The 15,263-nt window shown below is 56.2% G+C and carries 14 protein-coding genes and 1 other annotated feature; of the genes, 4 read left to right on the top strand and 10 right to left on the bottom strand.

Annotation, left to right across the window (positions count from 1 at the left end):
* Positions 1–86: 86 nt before the first annotated feature.
* The 4 genes from htpG to RTU33_RS01005 all read right to left on the bottom strand — a co-directional run bounded on the left by htpG (position 87) and on the right by RTU33_RS01005 (position 4,388).
* A complete protein-coding gene (htpG, locus tag RTU33_RS00990; protein ID WP_312624692.1) occupies positions 87–1,961 on the bottom strand; it encodes a molecular chaperone HtpG in 1,875 nt (624 codons plus the stop codon).
* A 111-nt stretch (positions 1,962–2,072) separates the two neighbouring features.
* Positions 2,073–2,678 (bottom strand): recombination mediator RecR, encoded by a 606-nt coding sequence (gene recR, locus RTU33_RS00995; protein WP_154160186.1) that lies wholly within the window; start codon positions 2,676–2,678, stop codon positions 2,073–2,075.
* A 104-nt stretch (positions 2,679–2,782) separates the two neighbouring features.
* Positions 2,783–3,463 (bottom strand): isochorismatase family protein, encoded by a 681-nt coding sequence (locus RTU33_RS01000; RefSeq protein ID WP_312624911.1) that lies wholly within the window; start codon positions 3,461–3,463, stop codon positions 2,783–2,785.
* Positions 3,464–3,518: 55 nt separating this feature from the next.
* Positions 3,519–4,388: a pirin family protein gene (locus tag RTU33_RS01005; RefSeq protein WP_312624694.1), complete on the bottom strand. Its 870-nt coding sequence runs from the start codon at positions 4,386–4,388 to the stop codon at positions 3,519–3,521.
* A gap of 107 nt (positions 4,389–4,495) precedes the next feature.
* Between RTU33_RS01005 and RTU33_RS01010 the strand changes: the two genes are divergently transcribed.
* Positions 4,496–5,401 (top strand): LysR family transcriptional regulator, encoded by a 906-nt coding sequence (locus RTU33_RS01010; protein WP_312624695.1) that lies wholly within the window; start codon positions 4,496–4,498, stop codon positions 5,399–5,401.
* A gap of 39 nt (positions 5,402–5,440) precedes the next feature.
* Here the strand turns inward: RTU33_RS01010 and RTU33_RS01015 are convergent, their stop codons facing one another.
* The 4 genes from RTU33_RS01015 to RTU33_RS01030 form a co-directional block, all read right to left on the bottom strand.
* Positions 5,441–5,773, bottom strand: a complete 333-nt coding sequence (locus tag RTU33_RS01015; RefSeq protein ID WP_097161555.1) for a YbaB/EbfC family nucleoid-associated protein — start codon at positions 5,771–5,773, stop codon at positions 5,441–5,443.
* A gap of 56 nt (positions 5,774–5,829) precedes the next feature.
* Positions 5,830–7,764, bottom strand: coding sequence for a DNA polymerase III subunit gamma/tau (dnaX, locus tag RTU33_RS01020; protein WP_312624696.1), 1,935 nt, complete (start codon positions 7,762–7,764; stop codon positions 5,830–5,832).
* Positions 6,436–6,500, bottom strand: a sequence feature (DnaX frameshifting element). Its footprint overlaps the gene before it by 65 nt.
* Positions 7,765–7,853: 89 nt before the next feature.
* Complete coding sequence (apt, locus tag RTU33_RS01025; protein ID WP_312624697.1) at positions 7,854–8,405, bottom strand: adenine phosphoribosyltransferase; 552 nt, start codon at positions 8,403–8,405, stop codon at positions 7,854–7,856.
* 156 nt (positions 8,406–8,561) lie between these two features.
* Entirely contained in the window at positions 8,562–8,936 is a 375-nt protein-coding gene (locus tag RTU33_RS01030; protein ID WP_312624698.1) for a DUF454 family protein, read from the bottom strand.
* A 67-nt stretch (positions 8,937–9,003) separates the two neighbouring features.
* On the opposite strand from RTU33_RS01030, the gene priC reads away from it, so the two are divergent.
* Both priC and rsmS read left to right on the top strand, forming a co-directional pair.
* Complete coding sequence (gene priC, locus RTU33_RS01035; protein WP_312624699.1) at positions 9,004–9,531, top strand: primosomal replication protein N''; 528 nt, start codon at positions 9,004–9,006, stop codon at positions 9,529–9,531.
* Between the two features lie 11 nt (positions 9,532–9,542).
* Positions 9,543–9,701 (top strand): pleiotropic regulatory protein RsmS, encoded by a 159-nt coding sequence (gene rsmS, locus RTU33_RS01040; protein WP_312624700.1) that lies wholly within the window; start codon positions 9,543–9,545, stop codon positions 9,699–9,701.
* An 80-nt stretch (positions 9,702–9,781) separates the two neighbouring features.
* Here the strand turns inward: rsmS and mscK are convergent, their stop codons facing one another.
* The gene (gene mscK, locus RTU33_RS01045) at positions 9,782–13,135 is read right to left on the bottom strand and encodes a mechanosensitive channel MscK (protein ID WP_312624701.1); all 3,354 of its coding nucleotides are present in this window, start codon (positions 13,133–13,135) and stop codon (positions 9,782–9,784) included.
* A gap of 127 nt (positions 13,136–13,262) precedes the next feature.
* Positions 13,263–13,907, bottom strand: coding sequence for a multidrug efflux transporter transcriptional repressor AcrR (gene acrR, locus RTU33_RS01050; protein WP_312624702.1), 645 nt, complete (start codon positions 13,905–13,907; stop codon positions 13,263–13,265).
* 141 nt (positions 13,908–14,048) lie between these two features.
* On the opposite strand from acrR, the gene acrA reads away from it, so the two are divergent.
* Entirely contained in the window at positions 14,049–15,242 is a 1,194-nt protein-coding gene (gene acrA / locus RTU33_RS01055; protein ID WP_312624703.1) for a multidrug efflux RND transporter periplasmic adaptor subunit AcrA, read from the top strand.
* Positions 15,243–15,263 lie beyond the last annotated feature (21 nt).

Genomic DNA, 15,263 nt, shown 5'->3' on the forward strand with positions numbered 1-15,263 from the left:
CGAGAGGGAAATACTACAGCGCCGGTGATTTGGCAAAGAAAATGCCGGATGCGGCGTAAGCCGCATCCGGCATAATCACAGGACTATCAGGAAACCAGCAGCTGGTTCATGCGTTTGATAAACAGGTTAGGATCTTCCAGCGTGCCGCGCTCGGCGAACAGCGCCTGGTCCAGCAGCAGCTCAACCCATTCGCCAAACTGTGCATCGTCCTGGGTATCGGCCGCGCGTTTTACCAGCGTATGATCCGGGTTCAACTCGAAGATGTACTTCACTTCCGGAACGCTCTGGCCCGCGGCGGCAAACAGCTTCGCCATCTGAGTGCTCATTTCGTCCGCTTCGGTGGTGACGATGGCCGGCGTGTCGGTCAGGCGATGCGTCAGACGAACCTCTTTCACGCGCTCACCCAGCAGGGTTTTCACACGCTCGATAAACGGCGTCAGCGCTTTTTCCGCTTCTTTGGTGGATTCATCCACTTCATCGGCGAGCTTATCCAGCGACTCGTCGGTTTTCGCGACGGACTGGAACGGTTTGCCGTCGAACTCGGTGAGATAACTCATCATCCACTCGTCGATGCGGTCAGAAAGCAGCAGCACTTCGATGCCTTTCTTACGCAGCAGCTCCAGATGCGGGCTGCTCTTCGCCGCCGCGTAGCTGTCCGCGGTGATGTAGTAGATCTTCTCCTGCCCTTCCTTCATGCGCGCCACGTACTCTTCCAGCGATACGGTCTGCTCAGAAGAATCGTTATGTGTGGAAGCAAAGCGCAGCAGCTTAGCGATGGTCTGCTGGTTAGCGCTGTCTTCCGCCGGGCCCTCTTTCAGCACGAGGCCGAACTGTTTCCAGAAGGTCTGGTATTTTTCCGCGTCGTCTTTTGCCAGTTTTTCCAGCATCTGCAGCGCGCGTTTGCTGAGCGCATTGCGCAAATTGCGGGTCACGCTGCTGTCCTGAAGGATTTCGCGTGAAACGTTCAGCGGCAGATCGTTGGAATCCACGAGGCCACGCACAAAGCGCAGGTAGTTCGGCATGAACTGCTCCGCTTCATCCATGATGAATACGCGCTGCACGTACAGCTTCAGGCCATGCTTGTGATCGCGGTTCCACATGTCCCACGGTGCCTGCGCCGGGATATACAGCAGGCTGGTATACTCCTGTTTACCTTCGACGCGGTTGTGGCTCCAGGCCAGCGGGTCGGTAAAGTCGTGGGCAATGTGCTTATAGAATTCGTTGTACTCTTCGTCTTTGATTTCAGACTTGCTGCGGGTCCAAAGCGCCTGGGCCTTGTTAATTTTCTCCCAGGAGACAACGGTTTCGCCGTCAACGTCTTCGGTTTTCTCAATTTCAACCGGCAGCGCGATATGATCGGAATATTTGCTGATGATCGAGCGCACGCGCCAGTCATTCAGGAAATCGTCTTCGCCTTCGCGCAGATGCAGAGTGATCTCGGTGCCGCGATCGGCTTTGGTGATATCGGCTACGGTGTATTCACCTTCGCCTTCAGATTCCCAGAACACGCCGTTTTCAGCGCTGTCGCCCGCCGCGCGGGTGCGAACGGTGACTTTGTCCGCCACGATGAACGCGGAATAGAAGCCGACGCCGAACTGACCAATCAGCTGGCTGTCTTTCGCCTGGTCGGAGCCCATGGATTGCAGGAAGGCTTTGGTGCCGGATTTAGCAATGGTCCCCAGGTGATCGACCACCTCGTCACGGTTCATGCCGATACCGTTGTCGGCGATGGTCAGGGTGCGTTTTTCTTTATCAAACGACACGCGCACGCGCAGGTCGCCGTCACCTTCGTACAGGGAGGCGTCAGACAGCGCACGGAAGCGCAGCTTGTCCGCCGCATCGGAGGCGTTGGAAATCAGCTCGCGCAGGAAAATTTCTTTATTTGAATAGAGAGAATGGATCATCAGGTGCAGCAGCTGCTTCACTTCTGACTGGAAACCGCGGGTTTCTTGTCCTTTCATCGGAAAATTCCTCAATGCCAAATTAAACAACAGAGTAAAAAAGCGTTGAGGGGGAGATGGGGTTGGGTGGGGACATTTTCAAGCACGGGGAGATAAATCTCCTCGCGCCTGTTAAAAACGAATTTTGTGACGCCCGGCAAGAGAGTGCGACAGCGTGGTGCCATCAACCATTTCCAGCTCGCCGCCGACCGGCACGCCGTGGGCGATACGGCTGGCTTCAACGCCATATTGTCCGCAGAGCTCAGCGATGTAGTTGGCGGTCGCTTCTCCTTCCACCGTCGGGTTGGTGGCGAGGATCACTTCCTTCATCTGCTCGCTGCTTAAGCGCTGCTCAAGGCGGTCGAGGCCGATATCATCCGGCCCGATGCCGTCGAGCGGCGACAGATGTCCCATCAGCACGAAGTAGCGGCCGGAGAACTGCCCGGTTTGTTCAATGGCGTAGATGTCCGCCGGGCTCTCCACCACGCAAATCTGGCCGTTTTCCTGACGACGCGGGTTCGAACAGATGTTGCACACGTCCTGCTCGGTGAACGTCCGGCAATCGGCACAGTGGCCGATTTCAGACATCGCCCGGGTCAACGCCTGCGCCAGGCGCATCCCGCCGCTGCGATCGCGCTGCAGCAGGGTGAACGCCATACGCTGCGCCGACTTCGGGCCAACGCCCGGCAGACAGCGCAGCGCTTCCATAAGGGTGGTAAGTAAAGGACTGGTTTGCATCACTCAGACTTCTGGAAAAAGAATGGGGCATAGCCTAACACTAGCCCCCGCGACGGGCATAGGAAAAGATTCTTCTACGCCATCGCTCGCGCAGAGAAGATGACTCAGGTACGCTGCGAATCCAGTGTTTCCTGATTCGTCACCACCTCTTGCGCCTTCTGATAGCTTTCCATCAACAGCGGATATTCGGTGAATACGCCTGACCACAGGTTTGCCCATTCCATCGCATCATCACGGTTCCAGGTGTGCTGAATTTCCGCCACGACGGCAGCCATATCCAGCGGCACAACCCCCGCCTGCACCACGCGCGCCAGGCTGATTTCCTCGGCCATTTTGGAATACGTCCCGGACGCATCAATCACCGCGAAAACTTTAAAGCCGTCAGCCACCGCGCTGATGGCCGGGAACGCCATACAAACACTGGTGACGGTACCGGCAATAATGATCGTCTTACGTCCGGTGGCTTTCACCGCAGCGACGAATTCAGGGTTATCCCAGGCGTTTATCTCACCTTTGCGCGGCACGTACTGCGCATGCGGCGCATATTTGTGGATCTCTGGGATCAGCGGCCCGTTCGGCCCCTGGGGTACAGAGGCGGTGGTAATAACCGGGATATTGGCCAGAGTCGCCATTTTGGCGAGCACCGTGGCGTGAGTACGCAGCGTGGTCATTGGCATATCGTGGACAAGCTGGAACAAACCGCTCTGGTGATCGATAAGCAACAGCACCGCATCGTTCGGGTCGATCATTGGCTTTTGGCCATTAAAATTTGCAGGGGTCATGATTGTGTTCTCCGACTGATTAAAATTGAACGGCTACCGGGTCGGTAGCCGTTATCGCTTACCCGGCCTGCTGGCCGAATCGTCCCTGATTGAAATCGTCGATGGCCTGGTTGATTTCCTCACGGGTGTTCATCACAAACGGGCCATAGCCAACCACTGGCTCATTCAGCGGTTCGCCACTGAGCACCAGCACGGTGGCGTCGTTGTTGGATTCAAGCGTTACGCTTTCGCCTTTCGCATCCAGTACGACCAGCTGCGCTTCCCGCGCAATTTCCTGACCATTCACCTGCACCGTGCCTTTCAGTACCACCAGCGCAGTGTTCCAGCCATCCGGCAGAGACAGCGTGGTTGTGCTGTCGGGGTTAAGGCGCAGGTCAAGAATGCGCATCGGCGAGAAGGTTTTCGCCGGGCCTTTATGACCGTCCAGTTCACCGGCAATCACTCGCGCCAGACCGGCGTTATCCGGCAATGCCACCTGCGGAATATCGCCGTCGGTTATCGATTGGTAAGCCGCTGGGGTGGATTTGTTCTTCGCCGGCAGGTTCACCCAAAGCTGTACCATTTCCAGCGTTCCGCCTTTTTCACTGAAGGCCGGAGAGTGAAACTCTTCATGCAAAATTCCGCTCCCGGCGGTCATCCACTGAACGTCGCCTGGGCCAATCACGTCGCCGCTGCCGGTGGAATCGCGATGCGCGACTTCGCCTTTATAGACGATCGTCACCGTTTCAAACCCACGGTGTGGATGAACGTCTACCCCGCGCTGGCCTTTATTGCTCGCTTTGAATTCCGCAGGCCCGGCATAGTCCAGCAGCAAAAAAGGGCTGAGCTGTTGGGCAAATTTTGCATAAGAAAACAGGGAACGAACCGGGAACCCGTCACCCACCCAATGGGATTTCGGTGCTGAGTAAACGCCAAGAATTGATTTCATTTTTCTCTCCGGTACACAGTTGTTCGATGCGTTAAAGCTTATCGACAAGACAATGATTGCGGTAGACTGAAAAAATGAACTCAGCGTTCCAATAACAGGACAATCCTATGCAGGATCTCAACGATTTGTGGTACTTCGCGCAGGTGGTGGAGCACGGCGGATTTTCGCCGGCGGGCCGGGCTATCGGGGTGCCAAAATCTCGCCTCAGCCGGCGTATTGCCCTGCTGGAAGAGCGGCTGGCAACTCGCCTGATTCAGCGCTCAACCCGCAGCTTTACCATCACCGATGCCGGGCAGCTGTTCTATCGTCACTGCAAAGCAATGATCATCGAAGCGGAGGCCGCGCAGGAGGCCATGGAAAGCCTGCAAGCCGAACCCTGCGGGCTGATTCGCCTGACCTGCCCTGTCGCACTTTTGCATGTCCATGTGGGCGAGATGCTGGCGCAGTTTATGCTGAAGTATCCGAAGGTAACGGTGCAGCTCGAAGAAACCAACCGCAGGGTGGACGTCCTGAATGAGAACATCGACCTTGCGATTCGCGTCCGTCCTCTGCCCCTTGAAGACAGCGAACTGGTTATGCGTAAACTGGCGACGCGTAATATGTGCCTGGTTGCCAGCCCGGATTTAGTCACCCGCTTCGGCCTGCCCGCCTCACCTGCCGATTTGCAGCACTGGCCGAGCCTGGCACGGGCTCGCGCGCAAAATCACTATCGCTGGGTTTTGACAGGGCCTGAGGGGCAGGAAGCCACTCTTCATCATCAGCCACGTTTTATCACCACCGATATGCTTGCGCTGAGGGCAGCCGCCGTAGCGGGAGTCGGCGTGGTCCAGCTGCCTTTATTGATGCTGGATGAACAGATGAGAGACGGGAAACTGGTGCGGCTGCTGCCGGAGTGGCGGGCGAAACCAGAAATCATTCATGTTGTATATCCTTCACGCCGTGGGCAACTGCCGGCGGTGCGGGCACTGATTGATTTTCTGGCTGAAGGTTATAACGCGTTAGTGGAAAGCTAAAGCAAAAAGGGCGACATTTCTGTCGCCCTTTCACCGTCATCAGAACGGCATCTTAAAGCCTGGCGGCAGCTGCATCCCGGAGGAGACAGAAGCCATTTTTTCTTTCTGGGTTTCTTCGATGCGGCGCGCGGCGTCGTTAAACGCGGCGGCAACCAGATCTTCCAGCATATCTTTGTCATCTTCGAGCAGGCTTGGGTCAATCTCAACGCGACGGCAGTTGTGCGCACCGTTAATGGTGACCTTCACCAGGCCTGCGCCAGACTCACCGGTCACTTCCAGTTGAGCGATCTCTTCCTGCGCTTTCTGCATTTTTTCTTGCATCTGCTGGGCCTGTTTCATCAGGTTACCCAGACCGCCTTTTCCACCAAACATAGGCTTATCTCTCAGTCAGTCATGTTAATAGGTTCAACCGCAAGACGGGCTTACGGTCAAATGGGTCGAATACTCTCTTCATCCAGATCCGCATCGAAAAAGCGGCGCAGGGTCTGGATGTTGTTATCGGCACTGATGGCCTCGCGCGCCTGCGCGAGCTTCTCTTCGTAAATGGCCTGACGCCACTCCAGCGGCGTTAATACCGCCGGATTATCATCTTCCACGATGGTCAGTTCAACCGCCGTGCCGTTTAACTCGCTCAGCGCATCCGTCAGCACCTTCTGCGCGCTGCCGTTATTGAGATGGCGCTGGCTCGGTCGCAGATGCAGGCAAACTGCCGCGCCGTTTTGCTCTTTCCAGGCGTTAAGCGCCACCTGTTCTACCAGTTTAGGCAATTTCATGCGGCTGATTTCTGCCGCCCAACCGTCGCGCTCGATGGATTCCACTGCCAGCTTCGCGGCGAGCTCCGGGGTTTTCTCATGCTCCAGCGCTTTTTTCAGCGCCTTCGGCGTGGCAACCGCTTCCTTCACCTCTTCCACAACGGTGGTTGCTTTCCAGCGGTAGGCTTCTTTTTTCTTTGGCTGCTGCTCTTCGAGCGCCGAAGGAGACGGGCGCGCCTGAACGCGTTCCGTGACCGAGGCCAGTCTCTCTAACGCAGCACTGTTCACCGGCCGCGCGCGGGATGCGGTGGCCGGTTCACTCTTTTTTGCTTTGGGTGCTCCCTGAGCCCGTTGCAGCTGGCTGCGGGCCGCCAGCACGGAGCTGGTGGAGTCCGGCAACGTTTCGCTTTGATACGCGGGTGCGGCAGGTGCCTGCTGCTGCGAAACCTGCGTCGGGTGCATCACCGCCGTGGGTGCCACAGGCGCGAACGACTGTGGTTGAACGTCCGGCTCAGGTAGCGGCTGACGAGGATGGAACGCCAGCGCACGCAGCAGGGTCATCTCAATACCCATTCTGCGGTCCGGCGCATAGGGCAGCTCTTTGCGGCCCATCAGCAGCGTCTGGTAATAGAGCTGAATATCGGCTGGCGGCACGGTTCGCGCCAGCTCGCGCATGCGGTGTTCGACCGCCGCCATGTCGCTGCCCAGCGCCGACGGCGACAGCTGCACCATTGCGATGCGGTGCAGCAGGCTTTGCATTTCCACCAGCAGCGCTTCCCACTCAATACCGCGGGATGCCGCTTCGTGAATAAGCGACATAACCTGTTCGCCGTTGGCGGCCACCAGCGCTTCAATCAGGGAAAGCGCCTGATCGTCATCCAGCGTGCCGAGCATGGTGCTGACAGTCGCGGCGGTCAGCTGCCCGTCACCGCTGGCAATCGCCTGATCGGTAAGGCTTAATGCGTCACGCAGGCTGCCGTCGGCGGCGCGCGCCAGCAGCTGCAGCGCGCGCGGCTCAGAAGCGATGTGCTCCTCGCCCAGAATATGTTCCAGCTGCTCGCGGATCTGATCGACGTCGAGCGCTTTAAGATGGAACTGCAGGCAGCGGGAAAGGATCGTCACCGGCAGCTTTTGCGGATCGGTGGTGGCCAGCAGGAATTTGACGTGCGACGGCGGCTCTTCCAGCGTTTTCAGCAGCGCGTTGAAGCTGTGACGGGAGAGCATGTGCACTTCATCGATCAGGTAGACCTTGAAGCGACCGCGGGCAGGCGCGTACTGCACGTTGTCCAGCAGGTCACGGGTATCTTCAACTTTGGTGCGCGAGGCGGCGTCAATCTCAATCAGATCGACAAAGCGCCCCTGCTCGATTTCACGACAGTTATCACACACGCCGCACGGCGTGGCGGTGATGCCGCTTTCGCAGTTCAGCCCTTTCGCCAACAGACGCGCGATGGAGGTTTTCCCCACCCCACGAGTGCCGGAAAACAGGTACGCATGATGGATACGACCGGACGCCAGGCCGTTCGCCAGTGCGGTCAGCACATGTTCCTGGCCGACGACGTCAGCAAAGGTTTGTGGTCGCCATTTTCGGGCTAAGACCTGATAACTCATTGGCAGGCTCTGAAACGCTGGAAGGTGGAATACAGGAGGGTAATGCTAACATAGCCTCGCGAATACGGCGAGGCTATGTGGGGATTTGATCAGTGTCCCGGGAAGGGTACCAGGCTGTAGCAATGAATACCCTGGCTTTCCAGACGCTGTTCACCGCCCAGATCGAACAGATTGATGATGAAGGCCGCGTCGGTCACTTCACCACCGAGACGGCGAATCAGCTTGACGGTGGCTTCAATGGTGCCGCCGGTCGCCAGCAGATCGTCAACCACCAGCACTTTATCACCCGGCTTGATGGCATCAACGTGGATTTCCAGCTGATCGGTGCCGTATTCCAGCTCATAGCTTTCTGCAATGGTTTCACGCGGCAGTTTGCGCGGTTTACGTACCGGCACGAATCCTACGCCCAGCGCCAACGCGACCGGTGCACCAAACAGGAAACCACGCGCCTCGGTACCCACCACTTTGGTGATACCCGCGTTTTTAAAGCGCTCCGTCAGCAATTCAATGCTGAGGGCATAGGCTTTCGGGTCTTCCAGCATGCTGGTGACATCGCGGAAAAGAATGCCAGGCTTTGGATAGTCCTGGATGCTTTTGATGCTGTTTTTCAGAAATTCAAGCTGCTGTGCAGTTGCGGTCATAGGTGTATGCCTGATTAAAACGGTGTAACTCACAAGGCGCATTTTGCTTAAGGTTAAAGTTACATTCGATTAACCTTTAACCAGCTTCGCCCGTGCTCGAAAACGCCAGAATGTACTGGCACTCAACGTTAAATGCAATAACTCAGACGAGCATTATTATTTTTGTTGTTTTGCATCAACCACCGGAATGCGCCACAAGAAAATCAGCAGGCAGGCGAGGATCGCCAGCAGCAAAAAGCGTACCCACACAATTTTCACCAGCCACAGCGAGATAGCGAAGGTTGCAATGGTGATGACGATCGCTCGCGGCTTTGCGCCAGGCGGCATCGCTTTATACTGCTGCCAGTGACGCAGATAGCCGCCGAACCACGACCTGTAGAGCAGCCATTCATGAAAACGTGGCGATGACTGAGCGAAGCACCAGGCCGCCAGCAGAATAAACGGAGTGGTTGGCAACAGCGGTAAAAACACGCCCAGCGTGCCTAACGCTACCGCCAGCCAGCCAATGATGTTTAGAATAGTCCGTTTCATCGTGAGAATCGTTATCAAACTGAACGGCAAATGTAGCACAGGCCACGGTCCTTTCGAGGGAGAAAATATGAAAACTGACCTGTTACTGCAATCGCTGGACACGCAGCTTTCCCGGCTTGAAGCAGAGGTGGCACCGATGGCGTTTCACGCCACCCTCGGGCCGCGTTTTGACAGACAGCTTTTCCGCACGCAGAGCGCTTTTTTGCAGGCGTGTGTAGAAGAAGCACGGAGTAACCTGAAGGCGCTGCGGCATGCCGTTGAGCAGCAGCAGATTGAGCAGGTGCAGTGGCTGGCAGAGCGTCTGGTTTCACAGCTCGAAGCGATTGCAAGAGAAAGTGCGGCCTGGCAGCTGCGGGGCTGGGATAACGGCTCGCCCGCCCTGACGCGCTGGCAGCGCAAACGTCTTCAGCATCAGGAATATGAACGTCGCCTGCTTGAAATGACGCAGCAGCGACGTCAGCTACTGGCACAGGCATCAACGCTTGAGGAGCAGCAACGGCTTGCGCGGGAAGTGGAGGCATTCAGCGCCAGGCTCACGCGTTGCCGCAGCGCACTGGAGAATATTGAAAATGTACTGGCGCGCATGACGCGCTGACAGGAGAAGCTATGTCGCTGGAAAACGCCCCGGACGATGTCAAACTGGCGGTCGATTTGATTATGCTGCTGGAAGAACACGCCATTGCGCCGGAAACGGTGCTGAGCGCGCTGGAAATAGTAAAGCGGGATTTTGAGCGGAAAATAGAGACTGCCGCTCAAAACCCTTAGGCCCGATAAGCAAAGCGCCATCGGGCGTCGAATCAAAATGCCCGGCGGCGCTTGGCTTTCCGGGCCTACAACTGTAGCACTTAAGCCCCTGCTGGCGTCGGATCGTCACCCTTCACGTCACGCTTCACTTCCGTCACTTCATCACCTTTTTCATTACGCAGGTGAACTTCGAGCTGGTTAAAGGCGATGTTGATGCCGTTTTCACGACAGAGTCTGTCGATGGTGCGGTTAATCTCATCCACGGTATAGCTGCGGTCGCGCAGTTCACGCACGTACAGGCGCAGTTCGTGATCCAGCGTACTCGGACCAAAGGTGGTAAAGAAGACCGACGGTTCCGGCTCGTGCATCACTTTCGGATGCTCCGAGGCCGCTTTCAGCAGCACTTCTTTGACTTTATCCAGATCCGATCCATACGCCACGCCGAGGCGGATCACCACGCGGGTGATGGTGTCGCTGAGCGACCAGTTGATCAGGCGCTCGGTCACAAACGCTTTGTTGGGAATGATCACTTCTTTGCGGTCAAAGTCGGTGATCGTGGTGGCACGAATACGAATCTTACTGACCGAGCCCGAGAAGGTGCCGATCGTAACGGTATCGCCGATGCGCACCGGACGTTCGAACAGAATAATCAGGCCAGAAACGAAGTTGCCGAAGATTTCGCCGAGGCCAAAACCAAGACCGACCGACAGCGCCGCCGCCAGCCACTGCAGCTTATCCCACGACACCCCAAGCGAACCGAACACCGTCATCGCACCAACGGCAATAATGACGTAGTTGAGGATCGTGGTGATGGCGTAAGACGCGCCCTGGCGCATCTTAAGGCGCGAAAGGACCAGCACTTCCAGCAGGCCCGGCAGGTTGCGGATCAGCGCCCAGGAGACAACCGCAGCGATTAGCGCAAACAGCAGGCTGCCGAGCGTGACGTTGCGCAGCACTTCCGTCCCCGCTTCGGTGGCGTTGTAGTGCCACAGCGTGATGCTGTCGAGATAGGCGAAGACGGTGATTAAGTCAGACCAGATAGCCCAGAACATCACGCCGAACAGCGCCACCATCACCAGCATGGTGATGCGCAGCGTCTGCTGGTTCACATCTTCCAGCGCAATCGCCGGCTCTTCCGTCGGCTCAGCCCCTTCCGCGCCCTCTTTCACCAGATGCTGGCGGCGTGCCAGCGCACGGCGGTAGGCAATACGCCGGGCCGCCACGCTCAGGCCACGCAGAACCGTCTGGTAAATCAGGTTCCAGATAATGACCAGATAGACGGTTTCAATCCAGCGCCCGGCCAGACGCAGCGTGGTGTAGAAATAGCCCGTGGCGGTGAGCACCAGTAGCGCAACCGGCACGATGGCGAGTGTGGTGATCGTCACCAGGCGCAGGCTATGTGATTCCTTATCACGCCAGCTGTCCCGACACATCGGCCATATCAGTACGGTGATCAGCAGCAGGTTGAGGAAAATGGCGAACTGACCGAGTACGTCATCCATCAGATGCAGTGGCGACAACTCTGCCTCAACAGACCAGAAGTGCAGCGGCAGCAACGCCAGACTGATACGGACAATCTGGCGACGCCAGTGGCTCGTCAGCTGCGGCGGCATGTTGAAGTGTGAAATCGCCACGCCGTCCTTTTCCAGCACTTTCCAGCACAGGCCAAAAATCAGCCAGAACAGCGCCAGCTTTTTACTGAACGCCCACAGCAGATCGCTAATGTTCAACTGCATTGTCAGCAGAATCAGCCCCACGGCAAGGATAATCATCACCACCGGCAGCGCGCGGATCAGGTCGAGAAGGATTGCCTTAGGCGTATGAAGCTGACTGTCGTTACGCAGCTGTCCGACTTCAGACGCCAGCTGCTGCTGATAGCCTTTCAGCCACGACAGCCGCCAGCGAATCAGCCCGGCGATCAGCAGCAGAGGAAGCCCCGCCAGAAACGCGATGAACACCGCGGGCCAGGCTTTTTCCCAGTTCACGGTGATGCTCATTTTGCTGAACTGCTCTTTCAGCGCTGACGGGAAAGATTTGATCCAGTCCCAGTCCATAGGCTTGTTACTGTTCACCCAGAAAATTTGCTGAGTGAGAATAGAGCGCAGGCTTTTTGAGACGCTCATCAGTTGCTGCTGATTCACCTGCAGGTTGATGGCCATCATCAGTTGGCTACCCAGCTGTTTGTTCATCTGATCCAGCAGTTCACGACGCATGTCGATAACCTGGTTCAGCGCATCGGTCACTTCATCATTGACGTCGCTGCTGTGGCCCTCTTCCAGCTTCGCAACGTAATCCTCGTTCTGAAACAGCGCATCGCGCTGCTGATTCACTTCAAACTGTTCCAGGCGCAGATCCGCGATGCGGTTGGTCATGTCTTCCAGTTCGTCGGCAGACGGCAGCGTCTGTTGCTCCTGATAAAGAATGCGCGACAGCAGCAGGCTGCCCTTGAGCATTGAGATCTGTTCTTTAATATTGCGTTCGGACTGCAGCGCGCGGTCGAGCCAGGTTTTGACGCGAATGTTTTGCTGCACCAGCTGGTTGCCGCTTTCCGTCGCCTTGATTAACCGTTCGCTCAGCTGATGGTTAATGTCCAGCTCCTGTTTCACCAGCGGATTAGCCTGAATGCGGGCTGCATCATCAGGGGAAACGGCTTCCTGTGCCGTTTTCTCCGTCAGCGTCAGTCGCTTGCTGCTGACGGCTTCCTGTAACAGCTGCAGCTGGTGCTGCAGGCGGTTACTGTTGGCGGTCACGTAATCTCGCTGTTTTTGCAGGGTATCCTGAAGCGTGGTGTTACCGGCGAGGCTTTTACGCTGCTGATCGAGTTCAGCATTGAGCAACGCCTGCTGCACCAACAGCATGGTTTGCTGCGTCGGACGCAGAGCGTCCTCACCGACGGTGGTGCCATTCAGGCGATTGCGGATTTGCTGTAGCTGTTGCGAGGCGTTGTACATCGTATTCTGTACGCGCTCTGGCTGAGTTTGCAGCGACACCAGCTGACTGTTGTAGGTTGAAAGATCGTTTTGCGCGGTTTGAAGCTGGTCGAGCACATCGTTGATGCGGGCTTCAAGCTGGCGAACAGAAAGCGTATTCAGTACTTTGCGCGTTTCGTCGTCGTTGTCCACATCGCCCAGCGCGCTCAGGCTGTCGGTGGCCTGACGCATTTTGGCTGGCGCCTGGTCTATCTGCTGCTTGAGCAGCGCGGTTTCATCTTTGATGCGATCGATTTTATCGAGCAGCTGCAGGGTATCCGACAGATCCTGCTCAACAAGTTTGTCCTGTGGCGTGAGCTCTTTTTTCTTGGTCAGCGTGGTGAGCTGTTTTTGCACGTCAGCGCGTTCGGGCAGATCGTTCGGCCCCTGCGCCCGCGCCGGGCTGATTCCCAGGACGGTAAAAGAGAAGATAAGGACGACAATTAACGCGGAGAGTGATTTCCGCCAGAATGTGTTGTGCAGCATAGTGTCAGCATGAATGAGTTCAGGGCCGGAATCGCCGGAAGAAAATGCCTGCGCAGAATAGCACTTCTCCTTTGCGCCGAATAGCGGCCCACCTTAGGAATATTCCCGTACTTTTGGGTCATGCGGCTCAGGCAGGCTGATGGGCTCGTAGCGTTGGGCAGAACTGGTACATTTCCAGCAGGATAGCAACGTAATCACGGGCTTCGGTTTTCAGGTTGAAGGTGTCCGGTGAGAAAAGCCAGTTTTCAACGATGCCGGAGATATAGCTACGCATCAAAATAGCGGCGCGGCGGGTCAGTAAATCCACAGGGAGCTGCCCCGCTTTAATGCACTCGTTCAGCGTCGCCTCAATGCGGTCATAGCTTTCCAGACAAAGGTCGCGCTGAGCCTGCTGCACCACGGCCATCTCACCCACAAATTCACATTTGTGAAAGATAATCTCCATCATCAAACGTCGGCGTTCTTCAATCACTGTGGCTTCAAGAATATAGACTAGAATCTCCCTAAGAACTGAGAGTGGATCGCCAGGGAATTTTGCCTGATACTCTGATTCGAGACTGCCGATACTGGATTCTGAGAGCTGCCAGATCTCGCTGAACAAATCTGATTTGTTCTTGAAATGCCAGTAGATTGCGCCTCGGGTGACGCCAGCCGCCTTTGCAATCTCAGCCAACGAGGTGGATGATACCCCCTGTTGAGAAAACAATCGCAGGGCAACATCGAGAATGTGTTGCCGTGTTTCCAACGCTTGTTGTTTGGTTTTTCGTGCCATAGGTTGGTGAATTTACAGAGGTTAGATTTACATACATTTGTGAATGTATGTACCATAGCACGACCATAATATAAAGCAGCAATGGGTTTGTGGACATTTGATCCATTGATCAATTTGAAATCGGACACTCGAGGTTTACATATGAACAAAAACAGAGGGTTAACGCCTCTGGCGGTCGTTCTGATGCTTTCAGGCAGCTTAGCGCTTACAGGATGTGACGACAAACAGGCTCAGCAAGGAGCAGCGCAGACCCCAGAAGTCGGTGTTGTGACGCTCAAAACTGAACCTCTTCAAATCACCACTGAATTACCTGGCCGCACCAGTGCTTTCCGTATCGCAGAAGTTCGCCCTCAGGTGAGCGGTATTATCCTGAAGCGTAACTTTACGGAAGGCGGCGAAATTAAGGCCGGTGAGTCTCTTTATCAGATTGATCCCGCAACCTATCAGGCCTCTTACGACAGCGCTAAAGGCGATTTAGCCAAAGCCGAAGCCGCAGCGAAAGTGGCTCAGCTGACTGCGAGCCGCTACCAAAAGCTGCTGGGCACACAGTACGTCAGCCGTCAGGACTATGACACCGCGCTGTCTGATTCCCTGCAGGCAAATGCTGCCGTCGTGGCTGCAAAAGCCGCAGTGGAAACGGCGCGCATTAACCTCGCCTATACCAAGGTGACTTCACCCATTAGCGGTCGTATCGGTAAATCTTCCGTCACGGAAGGTGCGCTGGTGCAAAACGGCCAGGCTGATGCACTCGCCACCGTTCAGCAGCTCGATCCGATTTATGTTGACGTGACGCAGTCCAGCAACGATTTCCTGCGTCTGAAACAGGAACTCGCCAGCGGGACTCTGCAGCAGGTGAACGGTAAAGCGAAAGTCGATCTCGTCACGCAGGACGGCATCAAATATTCGCAGAGCGGTTCTCTGGAATTCTCCGACGTCACCGTCGATCAGACCACCGGTTCTATCACGCTGCGCGCCGTCTTCCCGAACCCGGACCATACCCTGCTGCCGGGTATGTTCGTACGCGCGAAGCTTGAAGAAGGGACGAACCCTAACGCATTGCTGGTTCCTCAGCAGGGCGTAACCCGTACTCCGCGTGGCGATGCCAGCGCGATGGTGGTGGGTGAAGGCGATAAGGTTGAAGTCCGTCAAATCACCGCCAGTCAGGCTATCGGCGACAAATGGCTGGTTACTGACGGTCTGAAATCCGGCGACCGCGTCATTATTACCGGTTTGCAGAAAGTCAGACCGGGCGCTCAGGTAAAAGCGCAGGAAGTCACTTCTGACAAAGAGCAACAAACCGCAGGTAATGCGGCGTCAGAACAGCCTAAGTCTTAACTTAAACAGGAGCCGTTAAGA

It is taken from the genome of Scandinavium sp., assembly GCF_032012665.1.
Lineage (GTDB): Bacteria > Pseudomonadota > Gammaproteobacteria > Enterobacterales > Enterobacteriaceae > Scandinavium.

What these genes read in the sequence shown, in the direction of transcription:
- htpG (WP_312624692.1), bottom strand. Translation starts at nt 1,961, where the DNA reads ATGAAAGGACAAGAAACCCGCGGTTTCCAGTCAGAAGTGAAGCAGCTG.
- recR (WP_154160186.1), bottom strand. Translation starts at nt 2,678, where the DNA reads ATGCAAACCAGTCCTTTACTTACCACCCTTATGGAAGCGCTGCGCTGT.
- RTU33_RS01005 (WP_312624694.1), bottom strand. Translation starts at nt 4,388, where the DNA reads ATGAAATCAATTCTTGGCGTTTACTCAGCACCGAAATCCCATTGGGTG.
- RTU33_RS01010 (WP_312624695.1), top strand. Translation starts at nt 4,496, where the DNA reads ATGCAGGATCTCAACGATTTGTGGTACTTCGCGCAGGTGGTGGAGCAC.
- RTU33_RS01015 (WP_097161555.1), bottom strand. Translation starts at nt 5,773, where the DNA reads ATGTTTGGTGGAAAAGGCGGTCTGGGTAACCTGATGAAACAGGCCCAG.
- dnaX (WP_312624696.1), bottom strand. Translation starts at nt 7,764, where the DNA reads ATGAGTTATCAGGTCTTAGCCCGAAAATGGCGACCACAAACCTTTGCT.
- apt (WP_312624697.1), bottom strand. Translation starts at nt 8,405, where the DNA reads ATGACCGCAACTGCACAGCAGCTTGAATTTCTGAAAAACAGCATCAAA.
- RTU33_RS01030 (WP_312624698.1), bottom strand. Translation starts at nt 8,936, where the DNA reads ATGAAACGGACTATTCTAAACATCATTGGCTGGCTGGCGGTAGCGTTA.
- priC (WP_312624699.1), top strand. Translation starts at nt 9,004, where the DNA reads ATGAAAACTGACCTGTTACTGCAATCGCTGGACACGCAGCTTTCCCGG.
- rsmS (WP_312624700.1), top strand. Translation starts at nt 9,543, where the DNA reads ATGTCGCTGGAAAACGCCCCGGACGATGTCAAACTGGCGGTCGATTTG.
- mscK (WP_312624701.1), bottom strand. Translation starts at nt 13,135, where the DNA reads ATGCTGCACAACACATTCTGGCGGAAATCACTCTCCGCGTTAATTGTC.
- acrR (WP_312624702.1), bottom strand. Translation starts at nt 13,907, where the DNA reads ATGGCACGAAAAACCAAACAACAAGCGTTGGAAACACGGCAACACATT.
- acrA (WP_312624703.1), top strand. Translation starts at nt 14,049, where the DNA reads ATGAACAAAAACAGAGGGTTAACGCCTCTGGCGGTCGTTCTGATGCTT.